The 22,816-nt window shown below is 74.1% G+C and carries 24 protein-coding genes; 8 read left to right on the top strand and 16 right to left on the bottom strand.

The genetic code is table 11. The features are described from left to right. Positions 1-14 precede the first annotated feature (14 nt). Together R2E43_RS34925 and R2E43_RS34920 are read right to left on the bottom strand one after the other, a co-directional pair. On the bottom strand, positions 15-2,132 hold the full coding sequence (locus R2E43_RS34925; RefSeq protein WP_193484510.1) for an MMPL family transporter: 2,118 nt from the start codon (positions 2,130-2,132) through the stop codon (positions 15-17). A gap of 143 nt (positions 2,133-2,275) precedes the next feature. Then, positions 2,276-2,782, bottom strand: a complete 507-nt coding sequence (locus tag R2E43_RS34920) for a MarR family winged helix-turn-helix transcriptional regulator (RefSeq protein ID WP_003978019.1) — start codon at positions 2,780-2,782, stop codon at positions 2,276-2,278. A 104-nt stretch (positions 2,783-2,886) separates the two neighbouring features. On the opposite strand from R2E43_RS34920, the gene R2E43_RS34915 reads away from it, so the two are divergent. Together R2E43_RS34915 and R2E43_RS34910 are read left to right on the top strand one after the other, a co-directional pair. Further along, positions 2,887-4,449, top strand: a complete 1,563-nt coding sequence (locus R2E43_RS34915) for an SDR family oxidoreductase (RefSeq protein ID WP_319215474.1) — start codon at positions 2,887-2,889, stop codon at positions 4,447-4,449. 466 nt (positions 4,450-4,915) lie between these two features. Then, the gene (locus R2E43_RS34910) at positions 4,916-6,292 is read left to right on the top strand and encodes a cryptochrome/photolyase family protein (RefSeq protein WP_193484514.1); all 1,377 of its coding nucleotides are present in this window, start codon (positions 4,916-4,918) and stop codon (positions 6,290-6,292) included. Between the two features lie 27 nt (positions 6,293-6,319). On the opposite strand, the gene R2E43_RS34905 is transcribed toward R2E43_RS34910, so the two are convergent. The 3 genes from R2E43_RS34905 to R2E43_RS34895 are packed head-to-tail and all read right to left on the bottom strand — an operon-like array spanning position 6,320 to position 7,322. After that, positions 6,320-6,754, bottom strand: coding sequence for a hypothetical protein (locus R2E43_RS34905; protein ID WP_011027385.1), 435 nt, complete (start codon positions 6,752-6,754; stop codon positions 6,320-6,322). Further along, complete coding sequence (locus R2E43_RS34900) at positions 6,747-7,088, bottom strand: DUF3140 domain-containing protein (protein WP_003978015.1); 342 nt, start codon at positions 7,086-7,088, stop codon at positions 6,747-6,749. Before R2E43_RS34900 ends, R2E43_RS34905 begins: the two co-directional genes overlap by 8 nt. A gap of 6 nt (positions 7,089-7,094) precedes the next feature. After that, positions 7,095-7,322: a hypervirulence associated TUDOR domain-containing protein gene (locus R2E43_RS34895; protein ID WP_003978014.1), complete on the bottom strand. Its 228-nt coding sequence runs from the start codon at positions 7,320-7,322 to the stop codon at positions 7,095-7,097. A 145-nt stretch (positions 7,323-7,467) separates the two neighbouring features. Here R2E43_RS34895 and R2E43_RS34890 point away from each other — a divergent pair, with 145 nt between their 5' ends. Next, entirely contained in the window at positions 7,468-8,268 is an 801-nt protein-coding gene (locus tag R2E43_RS34890; protein WP_003978013.1) for a thioesterase family protein, read from the top strand. A 22-nt stretch (positions 8,269-8,290) separates the two neighbouring features. Here R2E43_RS34890 and R2E43_RS34885 read toward each other — a convergent pair whose 3' ends face one another. The 3 genes from R2E43_RS34885 to R2E43_RS34875 all read right to left on the bottom strand — a co-directional run bounded on the left by R2E43_RS34885 (position 8,291) and on the right by R2E43_RS34875 (position 10,400). Beyond that, positions 8,291-8,743 (bottom strand): VOC family protein, encoded by a 453-nt coding sequence (locus R2E43_RS34885; protein ID WP_016325268.1) that lies wholly within the window; start codon positions 8,741-8,743, stop codon positions 8,291-8,293. A gap of 121 nt (positions 8,744-8,864) precedes the next feature. After that, the gene (locus R2E43_RS34880) at positions 8,865-9,866 is read right to left on the bottom strand and encodes a zinc-binding dehydrogenase (RefSeq protein ID WP_210983642.1); all 1,002 of its coding nucleotides are present in this window, start codon (positions 9,864-9,866) and stop codon (positions 8,865-8,867) included. Between the two features lie 9 nt (positions 9,867-9,875). Further along, the gene (locus R2E43_RS34875) at positions 9,876-10,400 is read right to left on the bottom strand and encodes a DUF2269 family protein (RefSeq protein ID WP_319216716.1); all 525 of its coding nucleotides are present in this window, start codon (positions 10,398-10,400) and stop codon (positions 9,876-9,878) included. Positions 10,401-10,589: 189 nt separating this feature from the next. Between R2E43_RS34875 and R2E43_RS34870 the strand changes: the two genes are divergently transcribed. Continuing rightward, the gene (locus R2E43_RS34870) at positions 10,590-11,015 is read left to right on the top strand and encodes a hypothetical protein (protein ID WP_003978009.1); all 426 of its coding nucleotides are present in this window, start codon (positions 10,590-10,592) and stop codon (positions 11,013-11,015) included. 4 nt (positions 11,016-11,019) lie between these two features. Here the strand turns inward: R2E43_RS34870 and R2E43_RS34865 are convergent, their stop codons facing one another. Together R2E43_RS34865 and R2E43_RS34860 are read right to left on the bottom strand one after the other, a co-directional pair. Beyond that, positions 11,020-12,081, bottom strand: coding sequence for a sugar kinase (locus tag R2E43_RS34865; protein WP_319216717.1), 1,062 nt, complete (start codon positions 12,079-12,081; stop codon positions 11,020-11,022). Next, positions 12,078-12,710, bottom strand: coding sequence for a bifunctional 4-hydroxy-2-oxoglutarate aldolase/2-dehydro-3-deoxy-phosphogluconate aldolase (locus R2E43_RS34860; protein ID WP_265695384.1), 633 nt, complete (start codon positions 12,708-12,710; stop codon positions 12,078-12,080). Before R2E43_RS34860 ends, R2E43_RS34865 begins: the two co-directional genes overlap by 4 nt. A gap of 228 nt (positions 12,711-12,938) precedes the next feature. On the opposite strand from R2E43_RS34860, the gene R2E43_RS34855 reads away from it, so the two are divergent. The 3 genes from R2E43_RS34855 to R2E43_RS34845 all read left to right on the top strand — a co-directional run bounded on the left by R2E43_RS34855 (position 12,939) and on the right by R2E43_RS34845 (position 16,172). Continuing rightward, complete coding sequence (locus R2E43_RS34855; protein WP_332056958.1) at positions 12,939-13,337, top strand: hypothetical protein; 399 nt, start codon at positions 12,939-12,941, stop codon at positions 13,335-13,337. Positions 13,338-13,581: 244 nt separating this feature from the next. After that, positions 13,582-15,945, top strand: coding sequence for an MXAN_6230/SCO0854 family RING domain-containing protein (locus R2E43_RS34850; protein ID WP_332056957.1), 2,364 nt, complete (start codon positions 13,582-13,584; stop codon positions 15,943-15,945). Positions 15,946-15,947: 2 nt separating this feature from the next. Further along, positions 15,948-16,172 (top strand): hypothetical protein, encoded by a 225-nt coding sequence (locus R2E43_RS34845; RefSeq protein ID WP_332056956.1) that lies wholly within the window; start codon positions 15,948-15,950, stop codon positions 16,170-16,172. A 44-nt stretch (positions 16,173-16,216) separates the two neighbouring features. Here the strand turns inward: R2E43_RS34845 and R2E43_RS34840 are convergent, their stop codons facing one another. Further along, positions 16,217-16,705, bottom strand: coding sequence for a GNAT family N-acetyltransferase (locus R2E43_RS34840; RefSeq protein ID WP_003978004.1), 489 nt, complete (start codon positions 16,703-16,705; stop codon positions 16,217-16,219). Between the two features lie 80 nt (positions 16,706-16,785). Further along, entirely contained in the window at positions 16,786-17,838 is a 1,053-nt protein-coding gene (locus tag R2E43_RS34835) for a hypothetical protein (protein ID WP_193484522.1), read from the bottom strand. Between the two features lie 223 nt (positions 17,839-18,061). Here R2E43_RS34835 and R2E43_RS34830 point away from each other — a divergent pair, with 223 nt between their 5' ends. Further along, on the top strand, positions 18,062-18,790 hold the full coding sequence (locus tag R2E43_RS34830) for a TetR/AcrR family transcriptional regulator (RefSeq protein WP_332056955.1): 729 nt from the start codon (positions 18,062-18,064) through the stop codon (positions 18,788-18,790). A gap of 252 nt (positions 18,791-19,042) precedes the next feature. On the opposite strand, the gene R2E43_RS34825 is transcribed toward R2E43_RS34830, so the two are convergent. The 4 genes from R2E43_RS34825 to R2E43_RS34810 form a co-directional block, all read right to left on the bottom strand. After that, positions 19,043-19,420, bottom strand: a complete 378-nt coding sequence (locus R2E43_RS34825; protein ID WP_003978001.1) for a hypothetical protein — start codon at positions 19,418-19,420, stop codon at positions 19,043-19,045. Between the two features lie 168 nt (positions 19,421-19,588). Next, entirely contained in the window at positions 19,589-20,098 is a 510-nt protein-coding gene (locus tag R2E43_RS34820) for a copper chaperone PCu(A)C (protein WP_093455511.1), read from the bottom strand. Then, a complete protein-coding gene (locus R2E43_RS34815; protein ID WP_332056954.1) occupies positions 20,095-22,383 on the bottom strand; it encodes a heavy metal translocating P-type ATPase in 2,289 nt (762 codons plus the stop codon). The genes R2E43_RS34820 and R2E43_RS34815 overlap by 4 nt, the downstream gene beginning before the upstream one ends. Continuing rightward, positions 22,383-22,637 (bottom strand): hypothetical protein, encoded by a 255-nt coding sequence (locus R2E43_RS34810; RefSeq protein ID WP_332056953.1) that lies wholly within the window; start codon positions 22,635-22,637, stop codon positions 22,383-22,385. The genes R2E43_RS34815 and R2E43_RS34810 overlap by 1 nt, the downstream gene beginning before the upstream one ends. Between the last annotated feature and the right edge of the window lie 179 nt (positions 22,638-22,816).

The raw sequence follows: 22,816 nt of genomic DNA, 5'->3' as shown, positions 1-22,816 counted from the left end.
CCGGGCGGGGCGGCTCAGTCCCGTCCCGCCCGGGTCCGGTGTCCGAGCCGTCCGGGCCACCAGGCGACGGCGCCGATGTCGCGGGCGAGCGCCGGGACCAGCAGGGAGCGCACCACCAGCGTGTCCAGCAGGACGCCGAAGGCCACGATGAAGGCGATCTGCAGCAGGAAGGCCAGCGGGATCACCCCGAGTGCCGCGAAGGTCGCGGCGAGGACGACCCCCGCCGAGGTGATCACGCCGCCGGTGGCGGTGAGCCCGCGCAGGATGCCCTCGCGCACGCCGTGGCGCAGCGCTTCCTCCCGCACCCGGGACATGAGGAAGATGTTGTAGTCCACGCCGAGCGCGACCAGGAAGACGAAGCCGTACAGCGGGACCGAGGCGTCCGTGCCGCTGAAGCCGAACACATGGGTGAAGACGAGCGCCGAGACGCCCAGGGTGGCCAGGAAGTTCAGCGCCACCGTCGCCACCAGCAGGACGGGCATCAGCAGGGAGCGCAGCAGCAGGATCAGGATGACCAGGATGATGGCGAGGACCACCGGCACGATGAGGGTGCGGTCCTCGGCCGCGGTCTCCTGGGTGTCGTACTGCTGGGCGGTGTAGCCGCCGACGAGGGCGTCCGCCCCGGAGACCTCGTGGACGGCGGCGCGCAGCCGGACCACCGTGCTCTTGGCGGCGTCGCTGTCGGCGGGCGCTTCGAGCGTCGCGTCGATGCGTACGCGTCCGTCGACCACCAGGGGCGTACCGGCGCCGGGGCGGCCGGAGTCGGTCACCGGGGCGGCCGAGGCGACGCCGCGGGTGTCGCGGGCGGCCCGGAGGACCGGGTCGAGGCGGTCGGCCTCGGCGATGACGACGGCGGGGTTGCCGGAACCGCCGGGGAAGTGCTCGGCGAGGGTCTGCTGGGCGGCGACCGAGGGCGTGTCGTTCACGAAGATCTCGTCGAGCGGGACGCCCTTGGAGCTGAGGGTCGGCGCGAAGGCGGCGCAGGCGAGCAGCGCGGCCAGCGAGAGGGCCCAGATGCGGCGCGGAGCGCGGTCCACGAGCGCGGCGACACGGTGCCACAGCCGGTGTCCGGCCTCCGGGTCGCCGGTCCGCACCGGCTTGGCGGGCCAGTAGGCGGCCCGGCCGAGCAGGACCAGGACGGCGGGCAGGAAGGTGAGCGTGCTCAGCACCGAGCAGACGATGCCGATGGCACCGACGGGCCCGAGCGCGCGGTTGTTGGTCAGGTCGCTGAGCAGCAGGGCCAGCAGGCCGAGCGCGACGGTGGCCGCACTGGCGACGACGGCGCCCCAGGAGTCGCGCAGCGCGGCGCGCACGGCGCCGAAGCGGTCCGGATGGCGGGCGAGCTCCTCGCGGAAGCGGGCGGTGAGCAGCAGCGCGTAGTCGGTGGCGGCGCCGATGACCAGGATGGAGAGGATGCCCTGGACCTGTCCGTCGACGCGTACGACGTCGCGGTCGGCCAGGGCGTAGACGATGGCGCAGGACAGGGCCAGCGCGAAGACCGCGCTCAGGATGATGACCAGCGGCAGCAGCACGCTGCGGTAGACGAGCAGCAGGATCACCAGGACCGTGATCAGCGCGACGGCGAGCAGCAGTCCGTCGATGCCCGCGAAGGCGTCGGAGAGGTCGGCCTGGGAGGCCGCGGGCCCGGCGAGCTGCGCCCGGGTGCCGGGGACCTGCCCGGCGGCGTCACCGATGTCCGCCAGCACGTCCGGGAGCCGTTCGCCGAGGTCCGGCTCGACCTGGACGACGGCCTGGAGCGCCCGGCCGTCGTCCGAGGGCAGCGCGGGGCTCGCGGGTCCGACGATTCCCGGGTCGCCTTCGAGGCCCGCGACCGAGCGGGTGGCGGCCTGCTGGTGCGCGGTGACCGCGGCGTCGCCGTCGCCGTCGGCGGTCCAGACGACGATCACGGGGAGCGTCTCGTCCTGCTGGAAGGCCTGCTGCGCGTCGACGACCCGCGTGGACTCCGCGCTACGGGGCAGGAAGGAGGCCTGGTCGTTGGTGGCGACCTCGCCGAGCTTGCCGGCGTAGGGGCCGAGCGCTCCGCCGACGACGAGCCAGACCAGGAGGAGGAGCACCGGGACGAGCCATCGGGCGCGTCGGGGGCTTCGGGACGGTCGCGAGGGGGTGGACATCGGTGTCGGGTCTCCAAATCTCGGGGGGCGCTGGCACCAAATGCAGCTCGATCATAAACAATCTCAATCATCGAGTTATTTTGGGGTGCCGTCGGAGCGCCGGACGTCTCGACACGCCGCCGTCCACGGATGCGGCGGCCGGCTCAGCGGTCGTCCGACGCCACGTGGCTCAGCTCCTCGTTCAACGCCGCCAGGAAGCGGGCCACGACGGCCAGTTCGCCGTCGTCGAAGTGTGCGCGGGCGGCGACGGCGGCGTCGGCCAGCGGACGGAAGTACCGGCGGGCCGCCTCACGGGCCTCGGGCACGTAGTGCAGGTGGACGACCCGGCGGTCGGCGCTCTCCCGGACCCGGCGCACGTGTCCGGCGCGCTCCAGCCGGTCCACGCACGCCGTCACCGCGCCCGAGGTCAGCCCCAGGTGCCGACGCAGCCGTCCGGGCGTCATGGGTTCGGGCGCGTCCAGGATCGCCGCGAGGGCCTGGATGTCGGTGGCGTGCAGCGTGTGGGCACCGGCGAAACCGTGCACGACGCGGTTGATCTCGCCGTTCATCCGCCGCAGCTGGACGGCGAGGACGTGCAGGTCGCTCGCCTCGGGGCCGGATCCGGCCCCCCGCTCGTGCGCGTGCTGTCCGCGCTGGTTCGCTGTCGCCACGTGATCAGCGTATAGAAGGGTCGACCTTGGCCCGGACGCGTCAGCCCCGTCCCGTTCGGGGGAAGGGGTCACGGTGACGACTGTCCCGCGAGCGACGGAGCCCCATGAGCCAGACAGCCGAAGGACCCGGCAGCACGAGCGGCGGGGGTGCCGGGGCGGGCCTGCGCTGCCTGGTCACCGGCGCGACCGGATACGTCGGGGGGCGTCTCGTGCCCGAACTGCTCGACGCCGGACACCGGGTGCGGTGCCTGGCCCGCTCCCCGGACAGGTTGCGCGACCATCCGTGGGCCGGCAAGGCCGAGGTGGTGCGGGGCGACGTGACCGACGCCGACTCGGTGGCGCGGGCGATGGAGGGCGTCGATGTGGCCTACTACCTGGTGCACGCGCTGGGTAGTGGCGACGACTTCGAGGCGACCGACCGGCGGGCGGCGCGCACCTTCGCCGAGCGCGCCGCCGCGGCAGGCGTGCGGCGCATCGTCTACCTGGGCGGCCTGACCCCGGCCGGGGTGCCGGAGGGCGAACTGTCGCCGCACCTGCGCTCGCGGGCCGAGGTCGGCCGCATCCTGCTGGCCTCCGGCGTGCCCACGACCGTGCTGCGCGCGGCGGTCGTCATCGGCTCCGGGTCGGCGTCCTTCGAGATGCTGCGCTACCTCACCGAACGGCTGCCGGTCATGGTCACGCCCAGCTGGGTCCACACCCGCATCCAGCCGGTCGCCGTGCGGGACGTGCTGCGCGCCCTGGTGGGCAGCGCGACCATGCCTCGGGAGGTGTCCCGGACCTTCGACGTCGGCGGCCCGGACATCCTGACCTACCGGGAGATGATGGAGCGCTACGCCCGCGTCGCCGAGCTGCCCAGACGGCTGATCCTGCCGGTGCCGATGCTGTCCCCCGGGCTGTCCAGCCACTGGGTCGGGCTGGTCACACCGGTCCCGGCGGCCATCGCCCGCCCGCTCACCGAGTCGCTGCGGCACGAGGTCGTGTGCGGCGAGAACGACATCGTGCGGTACGTGCCGCCGCCCCCGGGCTACCCCCTCGGCTTCGACGACGCGCTGCGGCTGGCCCTGCAACGGGTGCGCGAGGCCCGGGTCACCACCCGCTGGTCGTCCGCGTCCGTACCGGGGGCGCCCAGCGACCCGCTGCCCACCGACCCCGACTGGGCCGGCGGCAGCCTCTACACCGACGACCGCGCGCTGGGCGTCGACGCGCCGCCGGACGCGCTGTGGCGGGTCGTCGAGGGCATCGGCGGCGACCACGGCTGGTACTCCTTCCCCCTGGCCTGGGCGGTCCGGGGCTGGCTGGACCGGCTGGTGGGCGGGGTGGGCCTGCGCCGGGGACGCCGGGACGCCGCGCGACTGCGGGTCGGCGACTCGCTGGACTTCTGGCGGGTGGAGGAGATCGTCCCCGGGCGGCTGCTGCGGCTGCGCGCCGAGATGCGGCTGCCGGGGCTGGCCTGGCTGGAGATGTACGCCGAGACCGACGACGCCGGGCGGACGCGGTACCGCCAGCGGGCGCTGTTCCATCCGCACGGGCTGGCGGGCCACGCCTACTGGTGGAGCGTGTCGCCCTTCCACGCCGTGGTCTTCGGCGGCATGGCCCGCAACATCGCCCGCGCAGCCGCCCGCGCAGCGGAACCGCCGGGCCCGGGCCCCGACGCCACCGGATCCTGAGCCCGACCGGGCCCCCGGCCCGCACCGGGGGCCCGGGGGCCCGTGCCCACGGCCCCGAGCCGCCCGGTGATCCATGGCTCTCCGGCCCTCCCCCATGCCCTGAAGCCGATCCGGGTGACCGAACGCTCTCCGGTCCGACGATGCCCGACACGCCCCACCGGGCCGAGGGCCAACAGCCGGGAGCCCGGCCCACGCGGCTCCCCGGCCCATCGCCGGCACCGCCGCCCCTGTGACCGGTCCGTCCCACGGCCCCGCACCAAGCCGGGTGGGCCTGCGCCTTCGGGCCGTCCGACCCGCACCGGGGCCGGGTACGGGCTCCGGTGACGCCGGACAGCGGGAACCGGGCCCGGCTTGCCCAGGCGGGGCGGGCGCTCCGACCGGGCGCGGCGGTGGTCAGCGCGTCCCCGCGCCGGGGGGCCGCCGGTCCGGTACCGTCGCCCGCCCGACATCCCCTGCGAGGAGCGCCATGGCCACGTCGGTCGTCCTGTTCACCCGCGATCTGCGGCTGCACGACCATCCGCCGCTGCGTGCGGCCCTGGACCGCTCCGATGCCGTGGTGCCGCTGTTCGTCCGCGACCGGGCCGTGGACGCGGCCGGATTCGCCGCGCCCAACCGGCTCGCCCTCCTCGCCGACTGTCTGCGGGACCTGGACTCGGGGCTGCGGGACCGGGGCGGGCGGCTGGTCGTCCGCTCCGGCGACCTGGTCGAGGAGGTGTGCGCGGTGGCCGGGGAGGCGGAGGCCGACGAGGTGCACCTGGCGGCCGACGTCAGCGCGCACGCGCACCGGCGCGAGGAGCTCCTGCGGTCCGCCCTGTCGGCGCGGGGCTGCCGGCTGCACGTGCACGACGCCGTGACCACCGTGCTGGCCCCGGGATCCGTCACCCCGGCCTCCTCCGACCACTTCGCGGTCTTCACGCCGTACTTCCGGCGCTGGAGCGAGCGAGCCGTCCGCGAGCCGCTGGCCGCCCCGCGCAGGGTCCGGGTCCCGGACGGCGTCGGCTCGGAGCCGCTGCCCGCCCGCGGGGACCTGACGGGGCTGTCCCCGGGGCTGCCGACCGGTGGGGAACGGGACGCCAGGAAGCGCCTGACGGCGTGGCTGCGCGGCGGCATCGCCGATTACGCGGACCACCACGACGACCTGGCCGGCGACGCCACCTCCCGGCTCTCCCCCGACCTGCACCTGGGTGCCCTCTCCCCCGTCGAGCTGGTCCACCGGGCCCGGCGTGCGGGCGGCCCCGGAGCCGAGGCGTTCGTGCGGCAGCTGGCCTGGCGGGACTTCCACCACCAGGTGCTGGCCGCCCGCCCGCACGCGTCGGCCGCCGACTACCGCACCCGGCACGACCGCTGGCGCACCGGCGCGGCCGCCGAGGCGGACGCCGCCGCGTGGCGGGACGGGCGCACGGGCTACCCGGTCGTGGACGCCGCGATGCGCCAGCTGCGGCACGAGGGGTGGATGCACAACCGGGGCCGGCTGCTGGTCGCCAGTTTCCTCACCAAGACGCTGTACGTGGACTGGCGGGTCGGCGCCCGGCACTTCCTGGAGCTGCTCGTGGACGGCGACGTGGCCAACAACCAGCTGAACTGGCAGTGGGCCGCGGGCACCGGTACCGACACCCGGCCGCACCGGGTCCTCAACCCGACCACGCAGGCGCGGCGGTTCGACCCCGACGGGGCGTACGTCCGGCGCTGGGTGCCCGAGCTGGCCGGGCTCGCGGGCCGCTCCGTGCACGAGCCCTGGCGGCTGGCGAAGGCGGCGCGTGCCGCGTACGACGCCTACCCCGACCCGATCGTCGACCTCTCCGAGGGCCTGGACCGTTTCAGGCGGGCCCGCGGACGCGACTGAGCCCCGGGCCGGGGGCGGGGGGAACCGTCAGCCGCGGGGGCCGTCCGGGCGGGAGGTGTGGTCCGGGTGGTTCCGGGTCCGGCGGACCTCCTTCAGCTCCGCCTCGTACAGGTGGCGGCGGCCCTCGGCGAGACGCGCCACCGCGTCCCGCTCCAGGTCCCGGAACGGCTGGTAGTACGTCCGGTCGTAGGCGTCGACGATCTGGAACGTCCAGTGGCCGGGGATGACGTTGCGGCCCAGTATCTCGGTGCGCACCCGCTCCGCCAGCTCCGGGTGCCCCGCGGCGCGCAGCAGCTCGACGGCGCGGTCGAGTTCGAAGTCCGCCGAGCCGGTGTGCTGGTGGAAGGCGAACAGGTGGCCGCGGGCGCACTCGGTCGTCTCCAGGGCCTTGGACAGGGAACCGAGGGCCTCGACGGTCTCGTCGCTGACCCCCTCGGGGCGCCGGTGCGGGTCGTCATCCATGGTGGGCCAGGGGGTCGTGGCCCCAGTTCATGAGCGAGTACCGCCACCGGGTGTCCTCGACGTCGCCCGACGGGCGCTGGGCCAGGTGGCGGCGGACGTAGCCGACGACCTTGCGCATGTGCTCGTAGTCGTCGTCGGAGAGGTCGCCCTTGTTCTTGTGCAGGATCTCGACGATCCGGCGTCCGGAGGCGTGTCCGACGGACTCGCCGCCGTCCTGGTGGTGCCCGGCGTCGCGCGACTCGTCGGTGTCGAGCCACCGGTCCAGTCCGGCCGGTGTCATGTTCACCAGTTCGTGGAAGTCGTCCCGGGTCCGGTCCTGCTCGTTGCCGTCCATGGTCCCTCACTTCTTCTTCAGCGCGGACGGCTTGTGCACCGCCGACCGGCCCGACCTGTCGCTGCGGACCTGGTACTGCGGATCGTCGGCGGAGGCGTCCACGGTGCGGCCGGCCGCCTCGGTGCGCTTGGTGATCTTCTTCTCCACCTCCCCCTCGGTGCGGGAGCCGTGGCTGCTCCAGGTGACCTTGTCGCCCTTCTTCAGGCGCTCGCGGTCGTCGCGGTTCTTCGCCATCGTGGTACTCCTTCGCCTGCGCGCCCCCGCCTTCGGCATCCAGGCCACCTGGGTTCCCAGCCGGGGTCGTCCCACTCGGCGGGGGCGGTGATTCGCGGCCGAACTATCCTGGTCGCGGCCCCGCCGTCGTTTCAGGAGCAGCCCGTTGAACACCAGCACAGCGACCCCGGACAGCTACTACGAGCGGATCGACGAGCACCGCTACAAGCCCACCCCGCACGCGGGCGGCGCGTGGAGCCCGGACGAGCAGCACTTCAGTCCGCTCGGGGGTCTGATCGTCCACGCCGTGGACCGCCATCTGGCGGGTCGTGCCGGTGCGGGCATGTCACTGAGCCGGATCAGCTTCGACATCCTGGGCCGCCCGGCGCTCGACGAGTGCGAGATACGGGTGGAGACCGTCCGGCCGGGACGCACCATCGAGCTGGTCGAGGCGACCGTGGTGACGGCGGACCGGTCGGTGGCACGGGCCAGGGTGTGGCTGCTGGCCGACGGGGACACGAGCGCCGTCGCCGGCGGCGGTGCCGACCGGCTCGCGTCGCCGGACACGCTGGCCCGCTGGCCGATGGACACCGAGTGGCCCGGCGGATACATCGCCTCCCTGGACGTACGCCCGCTGGCCCCGCCGCGGCCCGGTCGCACCACCGCCTGGGTCTCCACCGGCCTCGACCTGGTCGCCGGGGAGAGCGCGAGCCCGCTGGCCTCCTACGTCACGCTGGTCGACACGGCCAACGGCATCGCGGTGCGGCAGTCGCCGCGGGAGTGGATGTTCCCGAACGTCGATCTGACCCTGCACCTGCACCGCGCGCCGCGGGGGCGCTGGACCGGCCTGGACACCACCGTCGTCTTCGGGCCCACCGGTCAGGGCGTCACCAGCACCGTGCTGCACGACCTGGACGGCCCCGTGGGTCACGCCCAGCAGATGCTGACCGTCCGTCCGCAGCCCTGAGCAGCCCTGCCGGCCGGAGGGGTCAGCCCCGGCCCGCGGGCGGATCGGCGAGGATGCCCTCCAGCAGCCCGGTGGCCTGGCCGACCTCGATCAGGTACCCGTCGGGGTCGCGCAGGTAGCACCGCAGCTCGGCCTTCCGGTCGATCGGCGGGGTGAGGAACTCGGCGCCGAGCGCGCTCCACTCACGGTGGCAGCGCTCGATGTCGGCCACCCGGATGTTGAGGAAGCTCGTGGCCGTCCCGGGGTCGTCCGGCGGGCGCAGGGTGACGTCGGGTTTGTCCGGCGTCGGTCCCCCGCCCGGGTTCATGATGATCCAGCTGTTCGCGAGCTTGACGATGCACGGGTTCTCCGCGAGCACGACCTCGCCGCCGAGCACCTCGGAGTAGAAGGCACGCGAGCGCGGCACGTCGGCCACGGTGAGGAAGTGGGTGAGCAGCAGTCCCGACTCCGGTGCCGGCAGGTCTTCACGGCGCATTCCCATTCCTGGACCCCCACGCTCTTGTCACGGGTTTCGGGTTCCGGTTTTTCGGTGTCGGGTTTCCTCCGACATGCCCATCATGGACCGCACGGGGCCGGCCGGAAAGACGATCAAGAGGTCAAGAGGGCCTGAGGACCAGACGCCCCCGCACCTCGCCGGCCTCCAGCCTGCGGTGGGCCTCGGCCGTCATCGACAGCGGCAGCCGGTCGGCGATGCGCGGGCGCCACGGGGTGTCCGTGAGGACGCCCACGACGCCCCGCGCCGCCTCGGCGAGGTCGGCGGCCGTGGCGTTGCTGATGGCGAACCCGACGATGCTCGCGTCCTTCGTGTAGAGCCCGCCCACGGACAGTGCGGCCGGACCGGCGCCCAGTCCCACCATCGCGACCAGCCGCCCGCCCCGCGCCAGCGAGTCCACGGCCTCGGCGAGCACCCCGTGCCCGGACGTGTCCAGGTGCACGTCGTAGCCGTCGGGGGCGGCCCCGCGCACGCGGGCGCCGAGGTCGGGCGCGTGGTGGTCGAGGACCTCGGCGGCGCCCAGCTCACGGACCGCCGCCGCGTCCTCCGCCCGCGCCGTGGCGACCACGCGGGCCCCGGCCCGGGAGGCCAGGGCGACGGCGGCGCCGCCCACGTTCCCCGCGCCGCCCCCGACGTACACGGTCTCCCCCGCCCGCAGCCGGCCGTGCCGGAACAGCGCGAGCCAGGCGGAGGCCGCCGGGTGGGCGGCCGCCACCAGGTGCTCCGCGTCGATGCCGGCCGGCGCCGGGTAGAGGCGTTCGGCGGCGACCGTCGCGTACTGGGCGAAGGAACCCTGCCGGCCCGCGTGCCCGAGGCTGTTGCACCACACCCGCTGCCCGACGGCGAGGCCCGCGGCGCCGGGGCCGGCCACCGCGACCTCGCCCACCAGGTCACGGCCGACGACGAAGGGCAGCGGCAGCGGTGTGGCGTACGCACCGGACCGTACGAAGGTGTCCACGGGGTCGGCGGCGACGGCCGCCACCCGCACGAGCACGTCCGTGGGGCCCACCGGCGGCACGGCGAGTTCTCCGTACCGGATGGCGTCGGCCGGTCCGACGGCGTCGATGTACGCCGCCCGCATGACCTCCGGGACTGTGCCGTTCATGGCCTCATGCTACGAACCGCCCGGGGGCGGCGCAGCCGAGGGCCGCTCGCGCGGCCGGCGACCGCGGCGGGTGAGTCCCCAGGGCTTGAGGAGCGAGAGGACCGTCATGAACACGTAGGCGGACAGGGAGACCACCGGCCCGAAGAGCACGTCCCCCGCGTCGGGCAGCGGACGGCCGGCGGCCACGGCCGCGGCCGCGGCGTTCGCCCCGGGCCGCAGGGCGAAGAACGTGGCGACGGTCGTGCCCAGGGTCAGCCAGAACTTGGTGTACACCCACCGGTACCGGGCGAGGCCCCACGGCGTGCCCAGGGCCAGCACCAGTCCGCTCACCAGGGTGAGCAGGGCGAGGGGGAGCAGCAGCCAGTCGGCGAACAGCTTCATGCAGCGGACGGCGGCGTCCACCGCCACCGGTGAGGCGGCGGTGGCCGCGGTGACGCCGAGCGCGAGCAGCCCGAGGGTGAGCCCGAGCCAGGCGGCGGAGGCGACGACATGGACGACCAGGGAGGCCCTGCGTGCGGGGCGGCCGAGTTTCACGCCACCCACGCTGCCGGTCGGCGGCCGTCGGGGCGTCCCGCGGCGGGAGTATCCGGCCGTACTGGCCCGGGCGTACGCGGCGGGGGCGCCGTGACCCGGTCGGCGCAGGCCTCGGACGCCCGCACTGCGCGGGTCGGGCGCCCGTCCTAGCCTGGGCGTGTCGTCGAGGAATCGCCGCTAGGAGTTCCCATGCGTCTGCCCATCGAGCTCAGGCACGTCGCCCCGCGACTCGCCACCGGGGCCTTCATTCTCAATTCCGGCCTGGCCAAGCGGGGGGCCGATGAGCAGACTGCCGCCATGATGCACGGGATGGCGAAGAACACCTATCCGTTCCTCGGCAGACTGCGGCCCGCGACCTTCCTGCGCCTGCTTTCCGCCGGTGAGATCACGCTCGGTGCGGCGCTGCTCCTGCCGGTCGTGCCGACGGCTGTCGCGGGCATCGGTCTGACCGCCTTCTCGGCCGGGCTGGTGGGTCTGTACCTGCGCACCCCGGGCATGCGCGAGGAGGGCAGCCTGCGCCCGACGCAGGACGGGACGGCCCTGGCGAAGGACACCTGGATGCTCGGCATCGGGATCGGTTTCGTCGTCGACGGAGCCACCAGCAGGGGGTGCTGACGCCCTACGACACCGGTGCCCGGCACCAGTCCTGCTCGGTGAGGGACAGCATGGCCCCGACGGTGTCCTCGTCGGGCAGGGGTCCGTGGTCCCCCACGACCTTCAGCGCGGACGCCGCGGTGATGTGACCCAGGCGCAGGGCCCGGGTGAGGTCCGTTCCGCGCCACAGTCCGGCGAGGAATCCGGCGGCGAACGCGTCGCCCGCGCCCACCGGCTCCACGACCTCGGTGGCCAGCGCGGGCACGGTGCACGCGCCCTGCCCGGTGAACGCGGTGGCGCTCCGCCCGCCGTCCTTGACGACGAGGACGCGCGGGCCGCTCAGCAGCCGGCGGACGTCCGTCGCGGTCAGGCCGGCGCCCCACAGGTCCTGGGCCTCGTCCAGGCCGACGAAGGCGATGTCGGCGCGGTCGGCCAGGTCCCGGAGCACCGCGGCGGCCGTGTCCGGCGGCCACAGCGCGGGGCGGTGGTTGACGTCGAAGCTGACGGCGTGGGTGCGCCGCGCCGGCGGAGTGCGCAGGGCCCGTTCCACCAGGGCCCGGCAGGACGGGGACAGCGCCGGGGTCACCCCGGTCAGGTGGAGGAGGGCGGCCCCGCCGAACCGTTCGTCGTCCAGGACGTCGGGGCCGAGCGCCGAAGCCGCCGAACCCCGGCGGTAGTAGTGCACGCGGGTCCCGGCGGCGCCCGGCTCCTTCAGGAGCAGGCCGGTCGGCCGTGCCGGGTCGGTGCGTACGCCGGAGACGTCCACGCCCGCCCGCGCGACGGCCGCCCGAACCCGCCGGCCGAGCGCGTCGTCGCCGAGCGCCGAGACCCAGGAGACGGGCAGGCCCAGGTCCGCGAGGTACACGGCCACGTTCGACTCGGCGCCCGCCACCGACAGGCGCAGGGACTCGGTGTCGTCCAGCGAGTCCGGCGGGGCCGGGGCCATGGCCGCCATGGTCTCCCCCACACACACCACCGGTCCCCGCGGCGGCCGCCAGTGCCCCCCGGCCGGACCGGCCGCGCCCTCCACGGGCCCGCGTACGGGGGTGTCGTCGTGCTCCTCAGGCGCGGGCCGCGCGCCGGTCACGGCCGCAGCTCCCGTACGGCGGCGCGGAAGGCGCGGGCACGGGTGCGGAGGCCGTCGAGGCTGCCTCCGTCCGCGGCGTCGCCGATCAGCGGGGAGCCGACCCCGACCGCGGTGGCACCCGCCGCCAGATGGGCACGGGCCGCCGCCTCGTCGACACCGCCGACGGGCACGAGGGTCTCGTGCGGGAAGGGGCCGCGCAACGCCTTCACGTAGGCGGGTCCACCCGCCTGGGCCGCCGGGAAGATCTTCAGCGCGGTGGCGCCGAGGGCGCGCGCGGTGATGACGTCGGTGGGCGTCATGACACCGGCCAGGACGGGCATGCCCCGTTCGCGGGCCGCCGTGACCCCCTCCCCCAGCCCCGGCGTGACCGCGAAGTCGGCGCCGGCCCGGTGGGCGGCCACCGCGTCGTCCGCGCTGAGGACCGTCCCGGCGCCCAGGGGCCGGTCGGGGCCGAGGGCCGCTCTGGCGCGTTCTATGACCTGGAGGGCGTCCTTGCCGGTCAACGACACCTCGATGAGTTCCACGCCCTCCTCCGCCAGCGTCAGCACGGTGCGCAGCGCGGCGTCGGCGTCGTCTCCGCGCACGATGGCGACGAGGCGGTGTGCGGCCAGGGCAGCTCGCAGATCCACAGACTGGTCTCCTACTCCGGGGCATCGGGGGCGCGGGCCGGCCGGCCCGCAGCGGCACTCGACGGCCAGGTTAGAACGCCCCCGCACCTCGCCGGAGGCCGGGGTGACATCCCGTTACGTACGGGGTGTATCCGGCACGAACCCGGGGCGATGTCTAGATTGTGCGTTTTGCCCCATTCCTCATGGTGACCCGGGTGGAGGACATCCACGTGCGACGAGGTGAGGAACATGCTGGTGCTGGGTCTCCTGCTGATGGCGGGCGCCGCCGCCTTCGCAGGCCTGCTGATCGCGTACAACCTGTCCGGCGGTCCGGACTACACCGTGACCCTGCTCGGGAGCGAGCCATTCACGATCAGTACGCTCGGGGCGTTTCTCGGCGGCATCGCCCTGACCCTGATCTTCGGCATGGGCATGTGGATGCTCCTGGCCGGGACCGTCCTGGCACGCCACCGCGGCAAGAAGCGCCGCAGGGACCGGGAGACCGCCGAGCAGGCCGCCGCCGAGCGCGACGCGATGGCCGGCCGGCTGGAAGGCCGGGGCAGCACGAACGACGCGGCCGAGCCGGCCGGACACCGGCGCCCCGCCGCGCACCGGCCGCAGTGGCTGCGGCCGCACGGCCACCACTGACCGGCCCGGACAGGGGCCGGCCGGCCCGGCTCACCCGCCGGACCGGCTGGCCCTTCCCCTGTGCGCTCCACCGGCGGGCCGGTAAATGCGTTGGCGGTGACGCGAGCCTGTGATGGGATGAGCGACGACGGGGGCGGCTCCCCGGCGTGCATCCTTCTCACCTTCCTGAAAAGACCCGGCGCGCCCACTCTCCGCCCCCGTTCTTCCGTCTCTTCCGTGTTGAGCCGTCGTGGAGGGCTTCCTGTTGCTCGCTGCCGAGTCCGTACTGCTGCGCCGTGACCAGACCGTGTACGTGGACCGGGGGTCCGAGCCGGGCGGCGGGACGGGACCGGCACTGCGCCGGCTCGAGGCCGAACTGCTCGGCCGTGGCCACGTCGTCTCCGCGCAACTGCACGAGGTCCTGGCCTCGTTGGACTCCGAGGAGCTGGCGGCCGCGCACCTACGCACGGTCGGACTGGTCGACGACCTGCTCGGCTCCGACCGTACCCACACCCCGCTCTTCCGCCGCTTCCCGCGTACCTTGCCGCGCGACACCGAAGCGCTGTACGTGGACCGGGTCTTCGCCTACCTGCTCCAGCAGCCGGACCACCCTTGCGTGCTGTGCGGCGAGGCGCGCACCGTCCTGCCCGTGTCCCCCTGCGCGCACCTGGTGTGCCGGCTGTGCTGGGACGGGTCCGACTACGCGGGCTGCCCGCTGTGCCACCGCCGCATCGACGCCGACGACCCCTTCCTGCGCCCGGTCCGTGCCGTCGGCGCCGCCAAGGCGGCCGTACCGGGCCCCTTGCGGCTGCTGCGCCTGGGCACCGCCCTGGCCGCCGACGCGACCTCGGCGGTGGACGCCCTGCTGGCCCGCCGCACTCCGCTCTCCCCTCAGGACCGCTACGACCTGGTGACCCTGCTGCCGCTCACCCCGGCCGGGCGGGGCCTGCTGCCCGAGGATATCCCGGTCCGCGAGACCAAGGCGCTGGTGCTGGGCGCGCTGGTGCGCGAGGCGCCGCCGGGACTGCCCCTGCGCGACCTGCTGACCGAGCGGCTCACCACCGCCACCAACGTGCTGCGTCTGCTCGCCGTGATCGGCGGCGGTGACGCCGGGCTGGTGACGCCGTCGCGTTTCACGAACGTCCCGCGCTCCCTGCGCCGCGATCTGCTCTCCGTCCTCGACGGCCTGCCGACGCCGTTTCTGGTGGAGGACGTGCTGCGGCACCCCACGGCGTGGAAGCGGGCCGCGGAGGTCCTGCACCCCTTCGAGCGGCACACCCGGCATCCCCGGGCCGCCCTCGCCTTCGCGGTGCTGCGCGACACCCCGGTGGATCCGGGCACCGCGTTCGGCGCCGCCCTGCTCGGCACGGCCGCCGGGTACCCGGACGCCGTGCGTGTGACAGGTACGCGGATCCGCCCGGCCACCTGGTCGGGACGGCTGGAGCAGGCTCTGGCCGAGGGCGACGCGGGACGCGCGTCGGCCCTCGCCGGGGAACGCCCCGGTGAACTGGTGCGCCGGCTGGACGTGTTGCTGCGCCTGCACACCGGTGACGTGCTGGTCCCCGAACTGGCGTCGGCTCTTCGGCGCGGGCTGGCGAAGGTGGGGCCGGGCCCGCTGCTGTCGGCGCTCGGGGCGCTGCGGGTGCGCACCGAGGACCGCGACGGTGACCGCCGGGTGTTCTTCCCGCGCGGGGACGTCACCCGGGCCCTGTCCGTGCCCGAGCGGCGCCCCGCGCTTCCCACCTCACTGGTGTCGGACGTGGTCACGTCGTTGGAGGGGGAACTGCTGCGCAGGTTCGCCGCCGGGGAGCCGTACGAGCTGTCGGTGCTGGACGCCGGGCTGGCCGACCTCGTCGTGCCGTTCACCGAGCGGACCGCGGCGAAGGCCCTGGTGACCGTGGGGCGTGGCAGCACCCAGGCGCTCCCCGAGGGCGGCGTACTCCGGCTCTTCCTGCACTGGACCGAACCGCAGGGCAACCGCACCGACCTGGACCTGTCCGTCGCGTTCTTCGACGCCGGGTGGAAGTTCACCGGCCTGTGCGACTACACGAACCTGGTGCACGGCCGGGACGCGGCGGTCCACTCCGGCGACCTCACGTCGGCCCCGGCACCGCTCGGTGCCACCGAGTACGTCGACCTGGACCTGGAGCGCCTCGCGCGGCGCGGTGACGTCTACGCCGTCCCGCTGGTCTTCAGCTTCAACAACATCCCGTTCGAAGAACTGCCGGACGCGTTCGCGGGATTCATGGCCCTGCCCGCGCACGGCCCACGCGACGCGTCCTACGACCCGCGCACGGTCCGGCAGCGGTTCGACCTGGCGGGCGACTCGAAGGTGTGCCTGCCGATGATCGTCGACCTGGGCCGGCGGCGGGCGCTGTGGACCGACATCCACCTGCCGGCCACGGGCGGCTTCCAGAGCGTCCGTTCGCACGGCGGGGACGATCTGGCCGTGGTGGCCGCGGACCTCTGGCAGCAGTTCACCTCGGGGGGCCGGGTCACCCTGTGGGACCTCTCCGTCTGGCGGGCGGCCGCGCTCTCTTCGCAGGTGGCGGTGGTGTCCCGGGAAGCGGAGCCGCCCTGCTCCGCTACCGTCGGCGCCCCGACGAGACCGCGGCCGCGTTCGCCGTGAGGGTGTCGTCGCTGAAGGACGCCGAGGAGCGTCACGAGCACGTCGACCCCGACGCGGCCGCGGCCGGTCTCGCCGCCGGCAGGCGGATCTTCCTCGCGACGGTCCACGGGGACGTCCAGCCGCCGGGCGCGACGGGCACGGCCTACCGGCTCTTCCCGGGCACCGGCGATGCGCCGCGGACCCTGACCCGCGTGACCGCAGGAGACCTGCTCGCCGACCTGGCGTGAGCCCCTGCGGTGCCCTGGAGACGGCGGCACCCGGGCGGCCCGCGTCACTGCGAATCGACGCGGAACTCGAATTCGGGGCGGTCCCAGGGCACCGCGGGGGGACTCGCGCGCACGGTCCCGGTGCGTACCGCACCGACGCGGTGGTAGAAACCCTCGGCGGGGAGGTGCGACACGACCCTGACTCGGTCGAGCCCGGCGGCTCGGGCCTCCGACCGCATGTGCGCGACGAGCAGCCGTCCAATACCCCGTCCCTGCGCCTCGTCGGCGACGAACAGCAGGTCGAGCTCCGGTGGAACGAGGACGAGCGAGTAGAACCCGAGGACCCGGCCGCCCTCGCCGTCGGCACCGACGGCCACGAAGACACGATGGGCCTCGATGTAGTCGGGCCCGACCCGGTAGCCCGCGACCGCGGCCGCGTACTGCCCCGCGTAGGCGCCTGAGCCGCGCACGAGCCGAGTGAGCCGCTTGGCATCCCGCGCGACGGCCCTCCGTATCGTGATCGGCGGGCTGACCGGGGAAGTGCGAGGGCTCATACGCAGAGTATTTCCCACGGTGGCGCGCCTCGTGCGGCGGGTCGGCCGCTCGGGTCCCGGCCCGACGTCCTACCAACTCCTCACACCGCCGGAGTGTCGCCGGCCTTGCTGCCTGCCTTCCCGTTGCGACGACGGTCCGCGGCGTACATGAGGGCGACGCCGGCGAGGGTCCACAGGCCCAGGACGAGTGCCGGGCCGCCCGCGCCGGTCCCGTCGTAGAAGGCGTTGGCGCGCAGCAGGCTGCCGGAGGCGCCGGGCGGCAGGAGCTGACCGAGCGTCGACCAGCCGTCGGGCAGCCAGTACGGGCCGGTGGTGAGGCCGGAGAGCGGGTTGCCGAGGAACATCATCACGACGGAGCCCACACCGAACCCGGCGTATCCGAGCAGCGACTCCAGCCCGAGGAACGGGACGGCGAGCGCGGCCATGCCCAGCCCGAGGCCGAGGGATGTGACCCAGTAGTTGCCGTCGAGGGTGCCGATACCGAACTGGAGGACGGCGGTCACGGCGGCTCCACCGGCCAGCGCGAAGGCGACGACCCCGGCGAGCCGGGTCCGCAGGTTGGCGTGGCCGGGGAAGAACTGGAGCAGGGCGATGGCGGGCAGCATGCCACCGAAGATCATCGGCAGCGCAGCGGAGGCGAGTCCGGTGCCCCGCGGGTCGTCCTTCGGGAAGGGCACCACGTCGTGGACGGTCGCGGAGACGTGCTGCTGACCGGCGAGCGCGGTGCCGAGCCCGCTGATCGCGTTGCTGATCATCTGGCCGCCCGCCGTCGCCGTGTAGACGGTCATGCCGTCCTCGTCGAAGGCGAGGCCGCCTGCGGCGTCGCGCTCCTCGACGGCACGGACCAGGTCACGGGAGTTGTCGTACGCCGTGACCTCCCAGTCGTCGCCGGGGAGCTGCTTCTGCACGGCGGCCACCGCGGACTCCGGGCCCGTGACGCCGAGCGGAACGTGGTGGGGGCCGCCGTTGGCGGACGGCAGACCGAAGGCGCACAGCATGAGGGTGATCGCGGCGGTCAGGCCGACGACGATGGCGGCGAGTTTCGCCACGAGCCCCCGGCCACCGGGCGGTCCGGCTTCCGGGGTGTTGCCACTCGGCTGTGAGGTGGTGGCGGCGTCGAGGTTGGCAGACATGGCAACCGTTCCGTAGAGGTGTTCCGCCCTGGCAGACGGGGCGGAACGGCGGACGAAGTGCGGAGGCGTCCGACTCGGCCCGCAGATCGGGGCGCGCGGAGCGGACACCGGCGGCCGGGCACGCTCGGTGACGCCGACGACTTCACTATATAACTCATCAAGCAATGAGTTCATCGGGTGATGAGTTTTAGGCCGCGTCGTTCGGAGCGGGCATGATGGGGGCATGGAGAGCGTCAGCGATACGCGTGAGGTGGCTGGTTCCGGCCGCGAGCAGACCGGGGACACGGCGGGGACGGCTGCGGCGGCCGGTCAGGCGGCAGGTCCAGCGGCTGGTCAGGCGGCTGGTCAGGCGGCTGGTCAGGCCACGAAGCACGCCGGGGGCAGGCGGCCCGGGGAGACCCGTACGCGGGAGGCGATCCTGACCGCGGCACGGGTCTGCTTCGCCGAGCGCGGTTTCGACGCGACCAGCCTGCGCCGCATCGCGGAGACGGCGGGGGTGGACCAGTCGCTGGTGCACCACTTCTACGGCACGAAGGAGAACCTGTTCCTCCAGGCGCTGGAACTGCCGGGGAAGATCGAGGAGGCCATCACCGCCGCGGCGCAGGGCGGACTGGACGGGATCGGGGAACGCGTGGTGCGCGCCCACCTGTCGGTGTGGGACGACGTGTCGTCACGTCCGGCACTCATGACCATGGTGCGCTCGGCCGCCATCCACCGTGCCGCCGCCGCCCGGCTCCGTGAGACCGCGACCGGCATCCTGGCGCGCGCACTCGGCGGGGTGATCACGGGCGAGGACGCGATGCTCCGCACGAGCATGGTCGCCACGCAGCTCGTCGGGCTCGCCATGATGCGTTACGTGGCGCATCTCGAACCCCTCGCCTCGGCCGACACCGACACGGTGGCCCGCCACTACGGCCGCGCTGTTCAGGCGATCGTGACGGACAGGGACTGAACGGGCGTCCGGCCACGCGCGGCCGCCGAGCACCGTGACGGTGCCCGTGCGGGGCGCCACCGGGCACGCGACGTCGGCCCTGCGGGCTTCCTCGGCGGGTGGGGACCGGGTGCCGGTGATCGCCCAGCCGGTCCAGGCCGACGAGGACACCGTGTGCGAGGTGCTCCACCGCTTCAACGAGAGCGACGGCCACAGAAGGATGGCTCAGAGAAAGGCCGGCCCAGGAAGCGGCCGGCTCAGGAAACGGCCTGCTCAGGAAGCGGCCGGCTCGATGTCCCCCGCGAAGACGATGACCTGGTCGATGAGGCTCCGTCGCAGATGGACGACGTCCGTTCCCGCCAGGCGGGGGCCGCCGTCAGGTGTGCTGAAGACCCACCGGTACCGGGCCCATTCGTCAGGCATGTCCACCGCTGAGCAGCGCACCATGGTGCCGGTCCCCGCCGGGTGGCGCCTGATGTCCAGCACGAACCGCTCGACCTCCGCGATTCCCTCGCTGCGACCCAACGGTCCCCAGAAGACCACGTCCGAGGTCAGGGCCTGGGAGAGCAGGGCTGTCACATAGGTGTCGTCCGAGGCGTTGAACGCGGAGATGAACATGTCGATCGCGGAGCGTGCGGTCTCTTCCTGCATGCACCAGTAATACCAGCCGTTTCGTGTGCGCTGCCCCCACGAGCCGCCTTCCGGTCACGGTGAACCGGCTTCGGCTTCTCGGAAGCCATTGGGCTTCACTGCCCAGACGCCCACGGTGCCGTAAGCAGCGTCTCCGACCCGTGGGGGACCCGGATGTTCCCGGCGTCCTCAGGATCCGGGCCGGACGACCACCGCCAGCACCTCCATGCGTCCGCTGTGTTCGAAGTGAAGGGTGAAGGGCACCAGATCGCCCGCCTGCCAGCGTGCCGCGGCCGGGACGGTCACGTCGCTGCTGAGCGGCGACATGTCGAGGGTGCCTTCGGCGGGGACGGGGAGTGACTCCGTGGACCGGCGGTAAGCGGCTCCGCCGGCGGTCATCCGGTGGCTGCTGAGCGAGATGCCCTCAGGAACCTCGGACGACGTCACCCCGACCAGCCGGTCCTGGGCGCCCCCGGTGTTGGTGATCTTGAAGAACGCCGCTGTCTCCGGGACTCCTCGGGACGGGAGGAAGAGCCGTGCGTCGGTGACGCCGACGCGTGCGGGGGTGCCGGCGTTGCCCGTGGCGGTCCAGACCGCGAGAGCGCCCAGGGCCAACACGCAGGCGCAGATCGGTGCCAGGGCGGCCAGAGCCGTGTCCGCGAGTCGGCGCGGCGTGGGTGTCCAGGCGGAGGTGGTCATTGAAGGCTCTCCCCGCGGGCGGGCGAGGCGGACGGACGGCTGCGGGTCCGTGCCGGCTGCCAGGCACGCAGCCGCAGGCTGTTGCCGACCACGAGGAGTGAGCTGACGGACATCACCGCGGCGGCCGGCATGGGGCTGAGCAGGCCGACCATGGCCGGCGGCATGGTCACGACGTTGTATCCGAAGGCCCACAGCAGGTTGACCCGGATGGTGGCCAGCGTGCTGCGGGAGAGGCGGACAGCGTCGGCGAGGGCGTCGATGTCTCCGCGGACCAGGGTGACGTCGGCGGCTCCGATCGCCGCGTCGGTGCCGGTGCCCATCGCGATGCCGAGGTCGGCCCCGGCCAGGGCCGCGGCGTCGTTGACTCCGTCGCCGACGACGGCGACCCGGTGGCCCTCTTCCCGTAGTTCGCGGACGAGCCGGGCCTTGTCCTCGGGGGTGCGGCGGGCGTGTACGTCGTCGATGCGCAGGGCGGTGGCGACGGCGCGGGCGGGTGCCTCCCGGTCTCCGGTGGCCAGTACCGGCCGTACGCCCAGGCGCCGCAGCCGGTCCACGGCCCGGTAGCTGCCCGGCCGCAGTACGTCGCCGACCTCGATGAGCCCCTCGGTCACCCCGTCGACGCGGACCACGACGGGCGTGTGGGCGGCCGACTCCGCGCCGGACATCGCCTCGTCGAGCGGTACGGGCAGCTCGTCGTCCGGAGCCGTGACCTCCACCAGGCGTCCCTCAACCCTGCCCCGCACACCACGTCCCGGCAGAGCGGCGAAGTCGGTCACCTCCGGCAGCGACCCCGTCGGCATGGTGCGCCGGGCGTACGCCGTGACGGCTTGGCCCAAGGGGTGCTCGGAGCCCTGTTCGACCGCACCGGCCAGCCTGACCGCCTGCTCCTCGCCGATGCCCCGGGGCATCGCCGTGACCCGGGCGACGCTCATGTGCCCGGAGGTCAGGGTGCCGGTCTTGTCGAGGACCACGACGTCGATGTGCCGCAGTCCTTCCAGGGCCTGTGGGCCGCTGACCAGGACGCCGAGTTGGGCGCCGCGGCCGGTGGCTGCCATCAGGGCGGTCGGGGTGGCGAGACCGAGGGCGCAGGGGCAGGCGACGACCAGGACGGCCACGGAGGCGGTGATCGCCGCCTGGGGGTCGGCTCCGGCGCCGAGCCAGAAGCCGAGGACGGTGGCGGCCAGGGTGAGCACGACCGGGACGAAGACGCCGGCGACCTTGTCGGCGAGGCGCTGTGCCCGCGCCTTGCCCGCCTGTGCCTCGGTGACCAGGTGGGTGATGCGGGCAAGCCGGGTGTCGGCGCCGACCGCGGTGGCCCGCACCGCCAGCAGGCCGCCGACGTTCACGCTGCCGGCGATCACGGCCGTACCGGGAGCGACCTCGGCCGGTTCGCTCTCCCCGGTGACCAGGGAGAGGTCGACGGCCGAACTGCCCTCGACGACCGTGCCGTCGGTCGCCACGCGTTCTCCGGGCCGCACGACGAAGACCTGCCCCACCCGGAGCTCCTCGATCGGGATGCGGCGCCCGCCCGTGCCGTCGCGCACGGCGACCTCCTTGACGGCCAGCTCCGCCAGTGCGCGCAGGGCCGCTCCGGTGCCACGGCGGGCCCGCGCCTCCAGGTACCGGCCCGCCAGGACGAACAGGGGGACGCCGACGGCGGCCTCCGGGTAGATGTGGGCGACGCCGTCCGACGCCGTCGGCACCAGGCTGAAGGGCATCCGCAGGTCCGGATCACCGGCGCCGCCGAGGAACAACGCATAGGAGGACCAGGCGAAGGAGGCCACCACGCCCAGCGACACCAGGGTGTCCATGGTCGACGTCGAGTGCCGCAGTGCCCGCGCCGCCCGCCGGTGGAAGGGCCAGGCTCCCCAGGCCACGACGGGCGCGGCGAGCACGAAGCACAGCCACTGCCAGTTGCGGAACTGCCAGGCGGGGACCATGGACAGGACCAGCACGGGGACGGCGAGCAGGGCCGTGACCGTCAGCCGGTCGCGTTCCCGCTGTGCCTCCGTCCCGGCATCGTCATCGCTCCCGCGGCGCCGCTCTTCGACGGATTGGGGCAGCGCGGCGGTGTATCCGGCCTGTTCGACGGCGGCCACGAGCTGCTCCGGGAGCACCTCGGCAGGATGGTGCACACGGGCCCGCCCGGTGGCGAGGTTCACGCTCGCGCTGACACCGTCCAGCTTGGCCAGCTTCCTCTCCACCCGCGTCACGCAGGCCGCGCAGGTCATGCCGCCGACAGCGAGGTCGGTCACCTCCTGTACGGACGTCGGTTCGCCGGCCATCAGTGCCCGCCCCCGTGGTTCATGCCGCCCATGTCGTCGTCTTCCATGCCCGTGCCGCCGTCCCCATGACCGCCCTGGGTGATCCCGGGGCCGTGCATGCCGGGGGCGACGGGACCGACGCCCCTGCCGACGGCGTAGGAGGCGGCGAACGCCAGTACCAGCAGCACGAGGAACCCGCACAGGGCGGGAGGCGGCAGGATGCGCTGCACCAGGCCGTCCGGTGCGCGGGAAGCGGGTTGCCGTGTCTGCGCCATCTGTCGACTCTCCCGATCGGCTCGCGCGTCGCACGGCTCCCACTGGACTGGAACGGGCCGCACCGGTACAGGAGTCGGACGCGTCGGCACGTGAGTTCCCCCGGATGAATGTGACGCCCGTCACCGGGCAGGACAGCGGGTGTGCCGGGACCGTACCCGCAGGTGCCCGCCACGTCCTG

Source organism: Streptomyces violaceoruber (assembly GCF_033406955.1).
GTDB classification, from domain to species: domain Bacteria; phylum Actinomycetota; class Actinomycetes; order Streptomycetales; family Streptomycetaceae; genus Streptomyces; species Streptomyces violaceoruber.
This window is presented reverse-complemented; position numbering and strand designations above follow the sequence as displayed.